The following is a 17,053-nucleotide window of genomic DNA, read 5'->3' as shown; positions in this document are numbered from 1 at the left end:
CTGGGAAGCCCTACCAAATTTGTGGATCACCGCGAAAAATTCCATTCCAGATTTTAACTGCCATTTAATGCGTTTCACCACAAATTCGTCGGGGGAACGTTTCCGAGGGAAAGATGAGCACGACCGAAAGCCTGGGACAGCGTCTTGCGTTCATGCAGCTCGGCGACGCGGACCGCGAGACCCTTCGCGGCCTGCTGCCCATTCTTCGCGAAGAAATCCCGCCCGTTCTGGACGCGTTTTACGACCACCTCCGGCGGTGGCCGGACATGCGCGGGATGTTCGACAGCGACGTCAAGATGGACGAGGTCAAGCGCAAGCAGAAAGAGCACTGGCTGCGCCTGTTCCAGGCCGATTTTGACGACGATTACATGCAGACCGTGCGCAACGTGGGGCACGCCCACCACGTCCACGGGCTCGACCCGCAGTGGTACATCGGCGGCTACGCCTTCGTCGCAAGCGCGCTCATGCGCCGCGTGGCCGAGCGGTTGGACACGCCGGTCGGCACCGGCAAGCGCGCCGAGCGCGGGCGGGCCATGGCGGCCCTGCAAAAGGCCGTGATGCTGGACATGGAACTGGCGATCTCGACCTACATGGACGAGAACAAGCGCGAAAAAGAGCGCGCCGTGCAGGACCTCTCCGCCACCTTCGAAAGCAACGTCGCCTCGATCGTGGACTCGCTGACGCAGTCCACGACGAGCCTGGAGGACACTGCGGCCTCGATGAAAAACGTCGCCGATTCCGCGGCGCAAGAATCCAAGGGCGCCGTGGACGCCGCCAAGGAAACCTCGGACAACGTCCAGAGCGTCGCCGCGGCGGCCGAAGAGCTTTCCACCGCCATTGCCGACGTGCGCGATCAGATCGGCCAGTCGAGCGAGAAGGCTCAGGCCGCGCGCGGCGAGGCCGATCAAGCGAGCGAACAGATCGGTTCCCTGGCCGAAGCCGCGAACCAGATCGGCTCGGTCGTGCAGCAGATCCAGGACATCGCCGAGAAGACCAACCTGCTGGCCCTCAACGCCACGATCGAGGCGGCGCGCGCCGGCGAGGCCGGCAAGGGCTTCGCCGTCGTGGCGGACGAGGTGAAGACGCTCGCCAACCAGACGCAGAAGGCGACCGAGGACATCTCCCAGCGCATCGAGCGCATTCAGCGGGAAACCCGTGAGGCCGTGGCAGCGATCAACGCCATCGCCGGCCGCATTGCGAGCATCGAGGAAGCGGCCACCCACGCCGCCAGCGCGGTGGAACAGCAGGCCCAGACCACGCAGGAAATCGCGCGCAGCGCTCAGGTCGCGTCGGAAGGCGCCCAAAACACGCGCGAAGCGGTGTCCCGGGTGGACGAAACAGGAAGCCATACCGGCGAAGCCAGCGAGTCGGTGCTCGCGACCGTGCGCAGCGTGAACCAGCAGTCTCGCGAACTGCGGGAGAAGGTGGACCGCTTTCTGGCGGACGTGCAGGCGGCCTGAGCGCGCCGTCCTTTATCGCGGCACCAAGTGGCCGTTGGGCAGGGGCACGAAATCGCCCACGCGCGGCGAGGGTTTCCCGAAAAGGAAGCCCTGGACGTGGTCCACGCCGCACTCGGCGCAGAAGCGCAGCCCGTCCAGGTCGTCGATCTTCTCGGCGATTGTTTCCGTGCCCACGCGCCGGCACAGCTCCGTCAGTGCGCACAGGAACGCCCGCCCCTGTGCGCCGCGCCGCGCGTTCGCCACCGCGCTGCCGTCGAGCTTGACGATGTCGACCTCCAGCGCGCTGAGGTACTGAAAGCTCGCCGCGCCGGCGCCGAAGTCGTCCAGGCACACCGCGTGGCCGCGCCGGCGCAGCCCCTGGATGAAGGCGTTGGCGGCGTCCAGATCGCTCATGCGCGCGGACTCGGTGATCTCGAAGAGCAGCTTGCCCCGCGTCCAGTCGTTGCGGTCCAGCAGGGCAAAAAGCGATTGCGCGAACTTCGCCACCTCCACCGAGTGGCCGGAGAGGTTCACGGCGATGCTGGAATGCGGGCTGTTCACCGGCCGGCCGCGCAGCCATTCGATGGCCTTGCGCACCATCGCCAGATCGAAGGTGTGGATCATCCCCGTTTCCTCGGCGAAGCGCAGGTATTCGAACGGGGACTCGCCGGGCTGGCTGGTGTCGAAGCGGCACAGCCCCTCGAAATGGTGGATCTGACCGGTGCGGACGCACACGACCGGCTGCAGCGCGACCGTGAAGGCACTGTCCTTCACCACGCGCTTGAAGCCTTCCACCTGCGACACGGCCTGATCGACCAGGCCTTCCACGTTGCGGGACAACTCGGACAGCTTGAAGTCGCTCTCGCTGCCGAAGCGGTTGAGCGTGACCATGAGCCCGCGCGCGACGGCCTGCTCGTCCATTTCGCCGTCGTCGTCCATGGCGACGCTGGCGCTTTCCACCGCCGCGGCCGAGCCCGTGGGATCGACACCCCGGATCACGCGCGCCAACTCCCCCTTCACGTGGTCCAGGTCGGTGCCGGCGCCGTGGAGCATGCCGTAGCGACCGTCGGCGACCTGCCCCGCGGTGTCGCCGCCCACGGAATACTGGCGGACGGTGTCGGCCAGGCGCGAGGTCAGGTCGGAGCGCTCGGCCTCGCTGAGCGCCTGGGTCACGGCGTCCAGCCGCGGCAGCGAGAGCAGCGTGACCTCAGCGTCCTCGCCGGCCGCTTTCGCCCGCTCAGCGGCCAGGCGGGCGAACCCCTCGGCGTCGAGCAAGCCCGTCTCCGGGTCGCGGTGGTCGCCGGCCGCCGCCGGCAACTCCTCGGGCGCGGCCTTGCGCAGCGCCAGGTAGAGCGGCCCCGCGTCCGGGTCGAAGGCGTAGCCCGCCATGATCATGGGCACCTGCTCGCCGTTCGGACCCGTGAGCGTCAGGCGCTCCTCTCGGATGCGGCCCAGCCGGGCGGCCATACCGAAGAGATCGTCGACGACCGCGTGATCGCGCGGCGCGACCACCTCGTGCAACGGGCGGCCGGTCAGCGCCGCCTTCTGCCGCCCGAACAGGACATCGGTCAGCCCTTCCGCGTGACGGACCCGCAGATCGGTGCCCACCTCGAAAAGAACGTGGGCCCAGGTAAACGCCATGGCCGCGAAGCGGTCGCGCTGCTGGCGAACCGTTTCACCCGGCGCCGACGCCGTGCCGTGGGACGCCGACATCCTGTCGCTCCGGCTCTGTCGAACCACCGCGGGCAGCGCGCTGCGTGCACAACCTGCTCGCGATCATGGCTCAGGATAATTATGCCGGTACAGGGCGTCGAGCACCGGGGGATTGAATTCGCCGTGAAACCGCCCCAACCATCGGGACGCGCCGTCTTTCATCTGGTTCAGCGGGCGGAGGGGGCCATGCCCGAACTTCCCGACGTCGAGGTCATACGCCGGCGCATCGCCGAGCACGGCCTGGAACGCGAGATCGCGAGCGTTGACCTGCGCGATCCCGAGCGTCTGCGCGGCGCACGGCCGGCGGACCTGGACGCGGCGCTGACGGGCTACCGTTTCACCGCGGCCACGCGGCACGGCAAGGTGCTGGCGCTCAAGGTGAGCTGCGGCTGGAACCTGATCGTCCATTTCGGGATGACGGGCGCGCTGGTCCTGCACGCCGACGCCGGCGACGAACCCGACCACACCCACCTGGCCTGCACCTTCGCCGACGGCGGGCGGCTGGCCTACGCCGACCTGCGCCGGCTGGGGTGGCTGGAGCTCACCGACGACGTGCCGCGCTACCTGAAGACGCAGGACATCGGCCCGGACGCGCTGTCGTTCACGCGGGAAGGTCTCAGCGCCTACCTCGCCGACAAGGGCGGCACGATCAAGTCCGCGCTCATGGACCAGAGCCGGGTCGCCGGCATCGGCAACGTCTACAGCGACGAGATCCTCTTCGGCGCCGGGGTTCGCCCGGACCGCAAGACCGCCGATCTGGACGAGACCGAGGTGGAGCGGGTCTTCGACGCGCTGCACGCGGTGCTGACGGACGCCGTCGAGCTGGACGCCGACCCCGGGCGCATGACGGACGGCGCGTGGCTGCTGCCGCACCGCGACGGCGACGGCGTGTGCCCGCGTTGCGGGGGCGCGTTGACCAGCCTCAAGGTCAGCGGTCGCACAACCCACCTGTGCCCGCGCTGCCAGACCTGACCGCCGCGCCATGCAGCTCACCTTCCTGGGCACGCGCGCCCATATCGAGGCCGCAAACCGCCGTCATCGCCGCCACAGCGCCGCGCTCGTCCACCGGGACGGCGCGCGCGTCATGCTGGACTGCGGCGCGGACTGGCGCGAGCGCGTGCACACCCTCAAGCCGGATGCCATCGTGCTCACGCACGGCCACCCGGATCACGCCTTCGGGCTGCGGGACGGCGCGCCCTGCCCCGTGTTCGCCACGGACGCGACCTGGTCGACCATCAACGGCTTTCCCATCCGCGAACGCCGGCCGCTGCCGCAGCGCAAACCCGTGGCGCTGGCGGGCCTGACGGTGGAGGCGTTTCCGGTGGAGCACTCGACGCGCTGTCCCGCGGTCGGGCTGCGCATCTCCGCCGACGACACAACCTTCTTCTACGCGCCCGACGTCGCCTACATTCCCGACCGGGCGAGCGCGCTCAAAGGCGCCGCCGTCTACGTCGGCGACGGCTCCAGCCTGGAGACCTCGCACGTGCGCAAGCAGGGCGCGCGGCTGGTCGGCCACGCGCCCGTGCGCCAGCAACTGACCTGGTGCGAGAAGAGCGGCGTGCCGCGCGCCTACTTCACCCACTGCGGCACCGAGATCGTCACGGGCGACGAGCGCAAACTGCGCCCGCACTTGGAAAAACTGGCCGGCGAACGCGGGGTGCAGGCACGCCTGGCATATGACGGGCTGAGCGTCGAAATCGGTTAGAGCGCGGCCGAGCGGGCCTTCGTCAGGGCGTCGTTGAGGGCGTCGGCGACCTCGCGGCGTTCGTCCGGGGAAAGGAATCCGCCAACCTCCAGCCGGCGGCCGGATTCCGTCAGCGTCAGGCGGTTGTCGCCCGCGCGCCGCTCCGCCAACGCGACCCGCACCCAGCCCGGCGTGAAGCGCCACCGCTGCACCGCCCCGCCCGGCATCCGGCGCTCCACGCGCAGGGCGCGGGGCGTCAGCTCCAGGCGCTCCAGCATGCGGCCGCCGCGCCGGTTGATCAGGTAGGCCGCGAGCATCCCCGCAAGCGTCAGCCCCATCAGCAGCGGAATGGGCCAGAAACCGTGGATGGCGGCCTTGATGACGATGGGCGTGGCGAGCAGCGCGTAGAGCCCGAACACGACGGCGGCCCCGCTCGGCTTCAGCGAGCGATGCGGCCACAGGTCGGCGTGAAACAGCGGTACGTTGGCCTCACCCACCGGAACACCTCCCGCCGCCGGAATTCACCCGCCGAAGACCGTCTTCAGCAGCGAGGTCGTGCGCGCCGCCGGGTTCTCGCGGATGCGCGCCTCCTCCTTGGCGACGTAGTGAAAAATCCCGTCCAGTGCCTTGCCCACGGTGTAGCCGGTCATGTCCGCGGTCGGCGCCGAAACGAACGGAATTTCGTCGTAAGCTTGCACGATCTGTTCGTAGGTCTGCAAGGCGCCGGCATCCGCCAACTCCTCGTCCACGATGGGACGCAATGCCGCACGCAGCTCCTCGGACGAGGTGCGGCGGAAGTACTGCGTCGCCGCGTCGTCCGGGCCGGTGAGGATCTTGCGCGCGTCGGCGAGCTGCATCTGCATCGCGGCGTCGATCAGGATGTCGCGCGCCTCGGGCGCCGCCTGCTCGGCCGCGCGGTTGAGGCGGTTTTCCAGCTCGTTCGCCGTGCCCGCCATGCCCACGCGCTCCAGCGTGTCCTGCACCGTGCGCAGCGTCTTGGGCAGCGGGATGTGGATGTCGGGATCCTCGCCGAAGCCGCCGGGCCGGCCCACGCGCTCGGTCGTGCGCGTGACCGCCAGTCGCAGCGCGTCCTTCAGACCGCCCGCGACCGTGGCGGTGTCGAGCTGCTCGCCATCGCGCTGTTCTGTCTGGGCCGGTTTCTCGGTGGGAACAGGGTCCAACGTCTTTCCCAACAGGTCCTGCCACGACCCGGCCGCCGCCGGTTGCGCCGCCAGGCCCGCGGCCAGCACCAGCGATCCAAGTGCCCGTGTGCGCACGCGCATCCTCCCCGCGATCGGTGTTTGGGTGAAAAGATGGTCGCGCGTGGCCGCGAACCAACCCCTCGACCGGAGACGGTCGCACCCACCTCCCCCTTGCGAAGGCGTCGCCGAGCGGCGAGCCTCACGCCTCTGTGAGCCGCCCAGCGATTGACTGCCAACCCCCCACCCACGGTGCCCCATGCAAACCCGCGACGCCTTTCCGCGCCCCGTCATCGAGGAGGAAACCTGGATCCCCATGCCGGACGGCTGCCACCTGGCCGCCCGCATCCGCCGCCCGGCCGACGCCGAGGCGCACCCGGTCCCGGCGATCCTGGAGTACCTGCCCTACCGCAAGCGCGACCTGACGGCCGAGCGCGACGCCCACACGCACGGCTATTTCGCCGGCCACGGCTATGCGGGCGTGCGCGTGGACATCCGCGGCACGGGCGAGTCCGGCGGCGTGCTGACGGACGAATACACCCAGCAGGAATTCGACGACGGCCTGGCGGTGCTGCGCTGGCTGGCGGACCAGCCCTGGTGCACGGGGGATGTCGGGATGATCGGCATCTCCTGGGGCGGCTTCAACGGGCTCCAACTCGCATCCTTCCGGCCGCCGGAACTCAAGTGCGTGATCACGCTGGGCTCCACGGACGACCGCTACGCCGACGACATCCACCACATGGGCGGCACGCTGCTGGTGGATAACCTTTCGTGGGCCGCCACGATGTTCGAGCAGACCAGCTGCCCGCCCGACCCCGCGCTGGTGGGCGAGTCCTGGCGGGAAATGTGGCTGGACCGCCTGCACGGCAGCGGCCACTGGCTGGAAACCTGGCTGCACCACCAGCGCCGCGACGGCTACTACGAACACGGCTCGGTGTGCGAGAATTACGATGCCATCCAGTGCCCGGTCTACACCGTGGGCGGCTGGGCCGACGGCTACGTCAGCGCGATCTTCCGCTTGATGCGGGGGCTGTCGGTGCCGCGCAAGGCATTGATCGGGCCGTGGGCGCACAACTTTCCGCACTTCGGCTCGCCCGGCCCGGCCATCGGGTTCCTGCAGGAGTGCCTGCGCTGGTTCGACCACTGGCTGAAGGGCGTCGACACCGGGATCATGGCCGAGCCCATGGTGCGCGCCTGGGTGCAGGACAGCGCCCCGCCGCGGCCGCACTACGACGAGCGCCCCGGCCGCTGGGTGGCCGAGGACGATTGGCCGGGCCCGAACGTCCAGCCCACAGCGCTGACGCTGACGCCGCGGGGGCAGCTCGCGGCGAGCGACGACGGCGAGCGCGCGCCGCGCGCCATCCGCTCGCCGCTGACGACCGGCGTGTTTGGGGGCAAGTGGTGCCCCTACATGGCGCCGCCGGACCTCCCGGCCGATCAGCGCGGCGACGACGCGGGCTCGCTCGTCTTCCAGACGGACACCCTGGCCGAGGATGTCGAGATCCTGGGCCAGCCGTCGGTGACGCTGGAATGCTCGGTGGACCGCCCCGTGGCGATGGTGTGCGCGCGCCTGATCGACGTGCGCCCCGACGGCTCGGCGACGCGGGTGAGCTACGGGCTGTTCAACCTCACCCACCGCGACGGCCACGCCGAGCCGCAACCGCTGACACCCGGCGAGCGCTACCGCGTGACCGTGCCCTTGAAATACATCGGCCAGCGCTTCCCGGCCGGTCACGCCATCCGCGTGTCGCTGTCCACGGTGTACTGGCCCGTGGCCTGGCCCGCGCCGGAGCCGGTGACGCTGACGGTCCACACGGGCGAGAGCCAGCTCACCCTGCCGGTGCGCCCGCCGCAGCCGAGCGACGCCGAGCTGCCCGCCTTCGGCCCGCCGGAGGGCGCGCCGCCGCTGCCGGTCACGCGCCTGGCGGAGACCGACAGCCACTGGACGGTCACCCACGACCTGCCCGAGGCGCAAACGCAGGTGGACGTGCTCTACGACCAGGGCCTCGTGCGCTTCGACGACATCGGCCTGACCGTCCACGGCCGCGTGCGCGAGACCTACACCGTTCGCGACGACGACGAAGACACGCTGGAGGGCTGGTGCGCCTGGGACCGCGTCTTCCGCCGCGGTGACTGGGAAACCCGGACCTACACGCGCACGCGCCTGACCTCGGACGCCACGCACTTCTACCTGGAAGCCACGCTGGACGCCTACGAGGGCACCGCCCGCGTCTGCGCCAAATCCTGGAACACCGCGATCCCGCGCGATCTGGTGTAGGCGAGACAGCGGGGTCCGGCGATCCGCCTGTCGCGTTACGGGAGAGGGTTGGGGGCGTCGACTGAATCTGCCGGCTCGCCCCTCTCCTTCAGGAGAGGGGCGGCGGGCCGTGCCCCGCCATGGGCCGCCGGGGTGAGGCGGTGCCGGTGCCAGCGCGACAAACATCGCGGGCCGTCGACGCTACGGCTGGCGCCCGCTCGCGCAACGCTCCCTCACCGGCCTCGCAGCCGAACCGTCACAGCCTCACCCCGCCGCGCCTGCCGGCGCGGCGACCCTCTCCCGCCGGGAGAGGGTTGCACGGGCATCCGCCCGCCCAACGACGGCCGAAACGCCGCGTAGGGTCAGGAATCCTTGAGTTGATCCATTTGCCGCCGCTCGCGCTTGGTGGGGCGGCCCGCGCCCTTGGGGCGACGCGCGCCGGGCGGCTTGGCGTCCGGCGGCGGGGCGAGGCGCTGGGGCTCCTCGACCTGCTCGAAGAGGGTGCGGGCTTCCGTGGCGGGGCCACGGCGTTCGCCCAGCGCGAGGACGCGCACGACGTGGAGCTGGTTGCCCGCCGGGAAGGTCAGGACGTCGCCGACGCGCAGCGCGTGGCTGGGCTTGGTCACCTTGGTGCCCGACACGCGGACCTTGCCGGCCTTGCACACCTGCCCGGCGATGGAGCGGCTTTTGAAGAAGCGCGTGAACCAGAGCCACTTGTCCAGGCGGATGGTTTCACCCTGGGGATTGGGCGCGCTCATTCCTCGAACGTCAGCTCCTCCAGCTTGGCGAAGGGGTGGTCGGGATCGGCCACGGGCTTCCGGCGCGGGGTGTTGCCGGTTTCGGTACGCTTGCCGTGCGGCTTGGCCTTGCCGTTTTGCGACGACGCCTGCGCGGGCTTGCGGCGCTTGCGCGCGGGACCGCCCGGCTTCGCCCCGGTGCCCTGCCCCCGCGCCGGGCGCGGATCGGCGGCGGGCTTGAAGGCGGCCGTGTGGTCCGAGGGCGCGTGCGCGTAGCCCAGCGCCGGCAGCGCGGTGGCGAGCGCCCGCCGGTCGCCGCCCAGGATTGCCGTGAGCGATCCCGTGGGCGTAAAGGTGCCCGCCGGCCGCAGCTTGCGCAGCGAACCCACGAGGCGTTCCAGCGCGTCCACGCGCACGGCGACGGGCGGCCCGCGCTTGCCCCGCCCTCCGCGCGGCGGCAGCAGCCGCCGATAGCCGAGCGCCCGGCACAGCGCCTCGTCCGTCCCGCGGTCGGGCCAGAACAGCAGCTCCCGCCGGGCCTGAACGCCGCTCAGGTCGTCGCCGCGGTGCACGGCCATCAACAACACTTTGAGCCGCACGGCGTCGGGCTTGAGGGCGGCCGGCAGCCAGACGCTCTCGTGGCCCAGGTGCACGCCCAGGCAGTGCAGCGCCTGCCGTTCCGCCTTGGTGAGCGCGCGCACGTGCTGCGCGACGTCGCGCCGGCGCAGCAGCCCCATGCCCTCGACGAGCTGGTAGGCCAGCCCGCGCGCCCGCGCCGGCAGCTCGGCATCCGCCAGCGCGAACAGCGGCGCCAGCCGCCCGCGCACGTGGTCCTGCACCCAGGCCACCAGGCGGCGGCGGATGCGCTCGCGCAGGGCGCCGTCCAGCAGGTCGCTGCCGTCCACCGCCACACCGGGATGGAGCGGCGACGCGCCGGGGCTGAGGCCGCCCACCGCCTCGCCGCGCCAGGCGATGCGCCCGTCCGCGCCGAGCGTAAAGGCGTCGTCGCCGTCCGTTTCCAGGCGCTTGACGCGCGCCGGGATCTCGCGGCTGAGCGCCTTGCGCGCGGCGGTGAGCAGCGGGCGCGCGTGCTCACCGGTCACGCTGCGGTCGAGGCGGAAGCGGAAGCCTTCCAGCGCGCCCACTTCCTCGCCTTCCACCAGCACCTCGCCGTCGTGGCGCACCGCGCCGATGAGGTCGGTGCCGTCATTCAGGCGCTTGACCAGCGTGGCGGCGCGCTTGTCCACGAAGCGATTCATCAGCCCGTCGTGGAGGGCGTCGGACAGGCGGTCCTCGATCGCCCGCGCGCGCTCCTGCCAGTGGGCGCTGTCGGTGATCCAGTCGCCGCGGTGGGTGATGTAGGTCCAGGTGCGGATGTGCGCGATGCGGGAGACGAGCGCGTCGATGTCGCCGTCGGTGCGGTCCAGTCGGTCGAGCTGTTTGCGCACCCACTCCTGGCTCAGCCGGCCCGAATTGCCCATGAGCGCCTGATAGATCGCGCCCAGCAGGCGCGCGTGCTCGTCCGACAGGATCTTGCGGAAGTCGGGGACCTGGCAGACCTCCCACAACAGGCGCACGGCGTCGGGCGAGGTGGCGATGTCCGCGATCTCGGGGTCGCGGGCGAGCGCGCGCAGGGCCTGGTAGTCGTCGGCGTCGCGCCCCCGGGCCAGCTCGTCGCGCGGCGGCGCGGCCTCCAGGCTCTTCAAGAGCGCCTGGGGCGAGCCGAAGTCCAGCTCGCGGTTGCGCCAGGCCAGGGCCTGCACCGGCTCGTAGGTGTGGTTTTCGACAGCCGCGACGGTTTCCTCGTGGATGGGGCCGAGGTTGGCGGTGGTGCCGAAGGTGCCGTCGTGGGTGTGGCGGCCGGCGCGCCCGGCGATCTGGCCCACTTCCGCGTCTGTGAGCGCGCGGTTGCTGCGCCCGTCGAACTTGGACAGGCGCGCGAAGGCCACGTGGTCCAGGTTGAGGTTGAGGCCCATGCCGATGGCGTCGGTGGCGACGAGGTAGTCCACCTCGCCGTTCTCGAACATCTCCACCTGGGCGTTGCGCGTGCGCGGCGAGAGCGCGCCCAGCACCACGGCCGTGCCGCCCCGGTTGCGGCGGATCAGCTCGGCGGTGGAATACACGTCGTCGGCGGAGAAGCCGACGATGGCCGAGCGCGGCGGCAGGCGCGTGAGCTTCTTGGCGCCCGAATAGCGCAGCGTGGAAAAGCGCGGGCGCGAGACGATCTCCGCGCTCGGGATCAGCGAGCGGATCATGGGGCGCATCGTGTCCGCGCCCAGGAACATCGTTTCCGAGATGCCGCGGGCGTGCAGCAGGCGGTCGGTGAAGAGGTGCCCGCGCTCCGGGTCCGCGCACAACTGGATCTCGTCCACGGCCAGGAACTCGACCGGCTTTTCCACCGGCATGGATTCCACGGTGCACAGGAAGTAGCGCGGGTTGTCGGGGATGATTTTTTCTTCGCCCGTGACCAGGGCGACCTGGTTGCGCCCCTTCACCTTGATGACGCGCTCGTAGTTCTCGCGCGCCAGCAAGCGCAGGGGAAAGCCGATCATGCCCGAGGTGTGGCCGAGCATGCGCTCGATGGCCAGGTGGGTCTTGCCCGTGTTGGTCGGGCCGAGGACCGCCGTGACCCGCTTGGGCGAAGCGTCGCGGATACTGGCCTGCATGGCCCCTCCAACATCGGATACGGACGCGAAGGTGGCAAGAGCCGTGTCGGCGCTGCGCCGGCGCGGGCGATCACGCCGCGTGGTGCGGTTGCTGCTGGGCCGCGTCCCGCTCCGCCGCCATGAGCCGGCGTTCCGTGTCCACGATGTAATCGCGCGTGATGGGCAGGGTGTCGACGCGGCGGGTGAGCTGCAGCTGCCAGACCATGTTGGTGCGGCGGCGGAAGCCGATCTCGCACAGGGCCAGGTAGAACTCCCACATGCGCACGAAGCGCTCGTCGTAGAGCGCCGCGGCGTCCGCCGCGTTCGCCATGAAGCGCTCGCGCCAGGCGCGCAGCGTCATGGCGTAGTGGAGCCGCAGCACCTCGGCGTCCGTCGCCCACAGCCGGATGCGCTCGACGGCCGCGAACACCTCCGACAGCGAGGGCAACTCCGCGCCCGGGAAGATGTACTTGCGCATGAAGGGGTTAATGGGCCCGGGCGCATCGGCGAACCCGATGGCGTGGATGAGGGCGACGCCGTCGTCCGTGAGCAGATCGCGCACCTTGGCGAAGAAGGAGTCGTAATTGCGCTTGCCGATGTGCTCGAACATGCCGACGGAGACGATGCGGTCGAACGGCCCCTCGACCTCGCGGTAATCCCTGAGCTGGAAATCGAGCCGATCGGCCGCCGGCGAGGCCGCCGCCCGCGCCTGGGAATAGCTGAGCTGCTCCGTGCTCAGCGTCACGCCCGTGACGTGGGCGCCGAAGGTCTCGGCCAGATAAACGCCCAGGCCGCCCCAGCCCGAGCCGATGTCGAGCACGCGCAGGCCCGGCCGGTCCAGGTTCAGCTTGGCGGCGATGTGGCGCTTCTTGTTGTGCTGGGCCGTGTCCAGGTCCTCGTCGGGCGCGCGGTAATAGGCGCAGGAGTACTGCCGGTCGTCGTCCAAAAACAGGTCGTACAGCCGTGCCGAGAGGTCGTAGTGGTGCGCCACCTGCCGGCGCGCGCGCTTGAGGCGGCCGGCCTTGCCCAGCCGGTCGCCCAGCCCTTCCAGGGCGGCCATGATGGGACCGTTGCGGACGGTGCCGAGGTTGCGCGCGACGACGTCCAGCACGTCGTAGATGCTGCCCGCTTCCACGACGAGGCGGCCGTCCATATAGGCTTCGCCCAGCTTGAGCGCCGGGTTCGCGGCGATCGCCAACTCGCTCGTCCAGCCCCGCACGCGGACCGTGGCTTCCGGCGGCGAGCCGTCGCCGACCAGCGTGCGCCGGCCCGTGGCGTCGACGATCGCCAGGCTGCCCGTATGGACAAGGGAGCGAAGAAGGCGGACCAGAACCATCGCGCAACTCTCCGGTGTCGGCCTCATGAAGCAGGCTAACCCGGCAGCGGGTGCGGGGCCAAGGCGACGGACGGCGCGTTACCCTTCTGGGGTCCGGCCACATCGTTCGGCCTACGACCGCACGGTGAAGGTGGACCCGATGCCGGAGCGCCGCACGCGGTCAGGGGCGTGGCCGCGACAGGCCGAGCCGCGCGGCATCCGCGTGGGCGGAACGCACCAGTGCGGCGTAGAGCCCGCCATCGCCGGGCTGCGGCCACGGCACGCTGAGCCAGCCGTACAGCCGCCACTTCAGGTCCATGCCGGCGGGCGTGTCGGCCGGCGTGGCCGCCATCGCGTCCAGCACGGCGTCCTGGCGCGCCAGGGTCGCCGCGTCCCGCCCGGCGAGCGGGGTGTTCTCCGGGTCGTCGCCCCAGCGGCGGCTGGCGACCCGCGCGATGCGGTTCAACTCGCCCCACAGCCGCACCGCCTCATCCACCAGCGCATGCAGCCGCGCGTCGTTCGGCGCCGAATCGCCGCCCGCCCGGCCGAGCGTCGGACCCGCCAAGGCCAGCGATGCCCCGGACACGACCACCACGCGGCGTGTGCGCACGCGCATGATTGCCTCGCCTGTCTGTGCCGCTTACGGATACACACGTAAACTGCAAGATATACACGAACACGTCAACATGGATTCTGCAATATGTCAGAAAACGTGACGATCACCGGCGTTCAGTGTCGCGGCGCACGGGCAATGCTCGGCTGGTCACGCCCCCGCCTCGCCCGAGAAGCCAAGGTGGCCGAGCGCACCGTCATCGATTTCGAACGGGGTGCCCGCAATCCACAGGCCAGCACGCTGGACGCCATCCAGCGCGCCCTCGAAGCCGGCGGCGTTCGGTTTACGAATGGGGATGAGCCGGGGGTGAAGATTGTTTCGTGACGCCCATAACAGATCAGTCACCTAGCTACGGTTCCAGCGATCAAGCACGCACACGGATTGAACCCATGGAGCTACGCCAGTGCCGAGGCGCCCGCGCCCCCTCGACTCGACGCAAGACAATCTCGCCGAAGCTGCCGAAGTGGGCGTTACGACCGTCCGCAGCTTCGAGAACGGCAAAGCGCCGCACGACGTGCCAGCCTGAAAGCAATGGAAAGCGCCTTGAACGAAGCTGGCGTATGGTTCATGGGCGGAAATGAGCCTGGATTTAGGCTACGTTATACTTATAATCAAAAGGAAGAGTCATAAAAATCGCATTTGATAATATTAATAAAAATAAAAATACTGTGTTAACAATACAACGTTTCAAACCGTTTCTCGGCGTATACAACGATACGATCCCTTAAATATTATCTTATAATAAAATACTATGCCATAATCTACATTGCATTTTAGCCTTATCAAGCTATACTCCCTTCAAAGCAATATTTCTATATTATGTTTCTTTTATTATTATCGTATAATAAGTAAAATCTTGTTGATCTACACTTTCTTATGAGGTAGGCATGCAGCGTAAAGAGATTAAACTGAGCTATAGATTCGCGGTCCATCGACCAAATACGGAACTTCACTTCAGCGTATACTAACATGCAAATGACAATTATATACATAAACAAATTTCTACAAACTATTAGACGTTTTATAATCTTTATACTAGATCAATACTCCCCTAAACGAGATACGTCTGCGGTTTTCAGGACAGAAACAAACATTTGGACGTACCGATTCGTCAATATAATATTTCGCTATCCGCTATCCGCGCTAAGCATTTTCTATGTCTCGGTATCTTTCGTTGCAACAACATATAAATATTACTATTACAGCACATATGGGATAAATATATTTAACTATTTAAGTGTAGAAAACATTCTTTTCGCGTTCGGGGAATTAATATATCGAGGTGATAGGAGCATAAGTTCCATAGAATCAGATGTATACGAAACGTTATTCCCAAATTTATTATTAATAATTATAGGTTTTATAATTCTTGATTTTATAATTTATTATATGCAAAATCATTCTATATATCGAATATTATTACGATCTTTCTTTCTAAAGTTTCCGATCATTGATTATACAATATTTAGGATTACTCTATTTGAGCGTTACACTATAAAAATTTTTTATATTATTCGTTTTGTTGTAATTATGTTTCTTATATATGTTATGTGGAAATCTGTGTTTGTGTTTGGCTTAGCAGATAGTACAAACTCAAGATTACGAATAGTTGACGATTGTTCCTGCAGAATAGAGGTAAAAACGAAAGATGGTAACTATGAGCCGAAAAGTGAACTTTGGCTTTTAGGACGACTTGGAGACTATCTCGTTGTATATGAATATACGGAAGAGTTTGAAAAAACGGGCGAACGTGTATGCTCAGTTCCTGGCATAGAACGATTTCAAAATAGAAAAGATTGGGAAAGAAACATAATTAACAAAAGCATTGACATAATAAAACAAGAAAATATCGTTTCTATAAAAAGGTCCGGTATATATTGCCGATAAATTAAAAATAAAATGTATATTTATACTTCTGATCAGCGCAACCTAGGAAGTCTTGGTTCGAATACCGGAAAGGTGGATGATAGTTACTTGTTACGCTGATCCGCCTCGGCGTCACCCCAATCGACTTCGCCGGCGTGGCGCCGGCAAGCACCTCGTCCAGTGTGTAGCGAGGCCGCGCCGGGGTAACGGTCAGCCGATGGTCTTCGACCGCGAGTTCCACGGCGCTGTCTTCATGGACATCCATCTGCTTCGCGACGCTATCCGGCAGGCGCACCGCTACGATCTCGACCCACTTCGCGATAGTCGCACGCATGGGCATTCCCATCTCTGACATCCGTCAAATGGTTGCTGCCAATGTACGATCGGAGCGACGCCGTAAACGAGCAGCGTGCTGAGCGGATATGCTTCTTTCCGCCCTACCCGCGCGGCTATTTGCGCCTCGCGTGTTTGCCGTGGGCGGCGCTGTAATACGCGAGCGCCAGCGCGCCCGCGCCGAAGAGGACCACCAGCCCCATCCCGATCGCGGCGGCGGTTACGACCGTCATTCTTCCTCCTCGATCCCGGGCAGTGAGTCCGATTGCTGTTGGCGGGACCGGCCCCTTCATCTCGGGGGTATCCGAACCGTGCCAGGATTGCCCGGTCGTACACGCAGTCGCTGGCCGCAGGCCAGCAAGCCGGGCAATGACGACGGAGGGCAACAGGGGGTGCCAAACCCTCACACCATCGGGACGAAGGCGACGGGGAGAACGGACTCTTCGCTCGCCTCCCCGTCCGCGGCCTTGGTGATGCGCGTCAGGGACTGGCCGCCGAAGAAGCTGCGGCCGGTGTCGATGGGGAGGATCATGCGCCCGCCGGGGGCGAGCTGGGCTGTCAGGCGGTCGGCCTGCTCGCGCGAGGCGGCGGCGGTGGCGAGGATGGCGTCGAAGGGGGCTTCGTCGGGCAGGCCCGGTGTGCCGCCCGCCTCGTGCACCGTGACGTTCGTGATGCCCAGCGCGCGCAGCCGTTCGCGGGCGGTCTGCGCCAGCTCCGGCACGGCCTCGACGCTGTGCACCTCCCCCGCGATGGCGGCGAGCACTGCGGCCTGATAGCCGCAGCCCGTGCCAACCTCCAGCACGCGGCTGTCGCCGGTGAGGTCCGCCAGCTCCGTCATGATGGCGACGATGTAGGGCTGTGAGATCGTCTGCCCCTGGCCGATGGGCAGCGGGCGGTTGTCGTAGGCGTGCTCGCGCTCGCGCTCCGGCACGAAGGCGTGGCGCGGCACGGTGCCCATCGCGCGGCGCACCTCGGGCGAGAGCTGCGTGCGCCCGGTGTAGCGGGCCGTGTCCGCCACCTCGTCGTCGATCACGCGCAGCATGGCGCGGCGGGCCTGCTGTGTGCGCGCGTCGTCGGGTGGGATTTGTGCGGTCATCGCGCCGACGGTCCGAAGGTGGCTATCAGCGGGTCATGGCCTCATTCTGTCTTTCTCCCAAGGGAGAAAGAACCCCATCCGCGATTCCGCAGCTACACCCTCGGCCTTGGGTCGGACACCATCGCAGCGGATATACTCGACAACGCTTACTGGCGT

The 17,053-nt window shown here is 67.0% G+C and carries 14 protein-coding genes; 5 read left to right on the top strand and 9 right to left on the bottom strand.

The window, feature by feature from the left end:
• Nucleotides 1–113 precede the first annotated feature (113 nt).
• Nucleotides 114–1,460 carry a globin-coupled sensor protein gene (locus BLQ43_RS14875; RefSeq protein ID WP_090018296.1) on the top strand — a complete coding sequence of 449 codons (1,347 nt, stop codon included), beginning with the start codon at nucleotides 114–116 and terminating at the stop codon, nucleotides 1,458–1,460.
• Between the two features lie 12 nt (nucleotides 1,461–1,472).
• On the opposite strand, the gene BLQ43_RS01230 is transcribed toward BLQ43_RS14875, so the two are convergent.
• Nucleotides 1,473–3,152, bottom strand: coding sequence for an EAL domain-containing protein (locus BLQ43_RS01230; protein ID WP_090018295.1), 1,680 nt, complete (start codon nucleotides 3,150–3,152; stop codon nucleotides 1,473–1,475).
• 186 nt (nucleotides 3,153–3,338) lie between these two features.
• Here BLQ43_RS01230 and BLQ43_RS14200 point away from each other — a divergent pair, with 186 nt between their 5' ends.
• Together BLQ43_RS14200 and BLQ43_RS01215 are read left to right on the top strand one after the other, a co-directional pair.
• Nucleotides 3,339–4,124, top strand: a complete 786-nt coding sequence (locus BLQ43_RS14200; protein ID WP_176758458.1) for an Fpg/Nei family DNA glycosylase — start codon at nucleotides 3,339–3,341, stop codon at nucleotides 4,122–4,124.
• 10 nt (nucleotides 4,125–4,134) lie between these two features.
• On the top strand, nucleotides 4,135–4,857 hold the full coding sequence (locus BLQ43_RS01215) for an MBL fold metallo-hydrolase (RefSeq protein ID WP_090018294.1): 723 nt from the start codon (nucleotides 4,135–4,137) through the stop codon (nucleotides 4,855–4,857).
• On the opposite strand, the gene BLQ43_RS01210 is transcribed toward BLQ43_RS01215, so the two are convergent.
• A complete protein-coding gene (locus tag BLQ43_RS01210) occupies nucleotides 4,854–5,333 on the bottom strand; it encodes a DUF2244 domain-containing protein (RefSeq protein ID WP_176758457.1) in 480 nt (159 codons plus the stop codon). The two genes, BLQ43_RS01215 and BLQ43_RS01210, sit on opposite strands and share 4 nt — an antisense overlap.
• A gap of 24 nt (nucleotides 5,334–5,357) precedes the next feature.
• Entirely contained in the window at nucleotides 5,358–6,113 is a 756-nt protein-coding gene (locus BLQ43_RS01205) for a DUF4197 domain-containing protein (RefSeq protein WP_176758456.1), read from the bottom strand.
• Nucleotides 6,114–6,294: 181 nt separating this feature from the next.
• Here BLQ43_RS01205 and BLQ43_RS01200 point away from each other — a divergent pair, with 181 nt between their 5' ends.
• Complete coding sequence (locus BLQ43_RS01200) at nucleotides 6,295–8,313, top strand: CocE/NonD family hydrolase (RefSeq protein ID WP_090018291.1); 2,019 nt, start codon at nucleotides 6,295–6,297, stop codon at nucleotides 8,311–8,313.
• Between the two features lie 341 nt (nucleotides 8,314–8,654).
• Here BLQ43_RS01200 and BLQ43_RS01195 read toward each other — a convergent pair whose 3' ends face one another.
• The 4 genes from BLQ43_RS01195 to BLQ43_RS01180 form a co-directional block, all read right to left on the bottom strand.
• The gene (locus tag BLQ43_RS01195; RefSeq protein WP_090018290.1) at nucleotides 8,655–9,050 is read right to left on the bottom strand and encodes an RNA-binding S4 domain-containing protein; all 396 of its coding nucleotides are present in this window, start codon (nucleotides 9,048–9,050) and stop codon (nucleotides 8,655–8,657) included.
• Nucleotides 9,047–11,695: a helicase-related protein gene (locus BLQ43_RS01190; RefSeq protein ID WP_090018289.1), complete on the bottom strand. Its 2,649-nt coding sequence runs from the start codon at nucleotides 11,693–11,695 to the stop codon at nucleotides 9,047–9,049. Before BLQ43_RS01190 ends, BLQ43_RS01195 begins: the two co-directional genes overlap by 4 nt.
• Nucleotides 11,696–11,765: 70 nt before the next feature.
• The gene (locus BLQ43_RS01185; RefSeq protein WP_090018288.1) at nucleotides 11,766–13,010 is read right to left on the bottom strand and encodes an SAM-dependent methyltransferase; all 1,245 of its coding nucleotides are present in this window, start codon (nucleotides 13,008–13,010) and stop codon (nucleotides 11,766–11,768) included.
• Between the two features lie 160 nt (nucleotides 13,011–13,170).
• Nucleotides 13,171–13,605 (bottom strand): hypothetical protein, encoded by a 435-nt coding sequence (locus BLQ43_RS01180; RefSeq protein WP_090018287.1) that lies wholly within the window; start codon nucleotides 13,603–13,605, stop codon nucleotides 13,171–13,173.
• Nucleotides 13,606–13,689: 84 nt separating this feature from the next.
• On the opposite strand from BLQ43_RS01180, the gene BLQ43_RS01175 reads away from it, so the two are divergent.
• Nucleotides 13,690–13,926, top strand: coding sequence for a helix-turn-helix domain-containing protein (locus BLQ43_RS01175; protein WP_245659402.1), 237 nt, complete (start codon nucleotides 13,690–13,692; stop codon nucleotides 13,924–13,926).
• Nucleotides 13,927–15,490: 1,564 nt separating this feature from the next.
• On the opposite strand, the gene BLQ43_RS01170 is transcribed toward BLQ43_RS01175, so the two are convergent.
• Nucleotides 15,491–15,814: an AbrB/MazE/SpoVT family DNA-binding domain-containing protein gene (locus BLQ43_RS01170; RefSeq protein WP_143006110.1), complete on the bottom strand. Its 324-nt coding sequence runs from the start codon at nucleotides 15,812–15,814 to the stop codon at nucleotides 15,491–15,493.
• Nucleotides 15,815–16,204: 390 nt separating this feature from the next.
• Nucleotides 16,205–16,897, bottom strand: coding sequence for a protein-L-isoaspartate(D-aspartate) O-methyltransferase (locus BLQ43_RS01165; protein ID WP_218119080.1), 693 nt, complete (start codon nucleotides 16,895–16,897; stop codon nucleotides 16,205–16,207).
• Nucleotides 16,898–17,053 lie beyond the last annotated feature (156 nt).

The sequence above is a fragment of the Limimonas halophila genome (genome assembly GCF_900100655.1).
GTDB classification, from domain to species: domain Bacteria; phylum Pseudomonadota; class Alphaproteobacteria; order Kiloniellales; family Rhodovibrionaceae; genus Limimonas; species Limimonas halophila.
The sequence above is the reverse complement of the archived record's forward strand: the minus strand, read 5'-3'. Positions and strand labels throughout refer to the sequence as shown.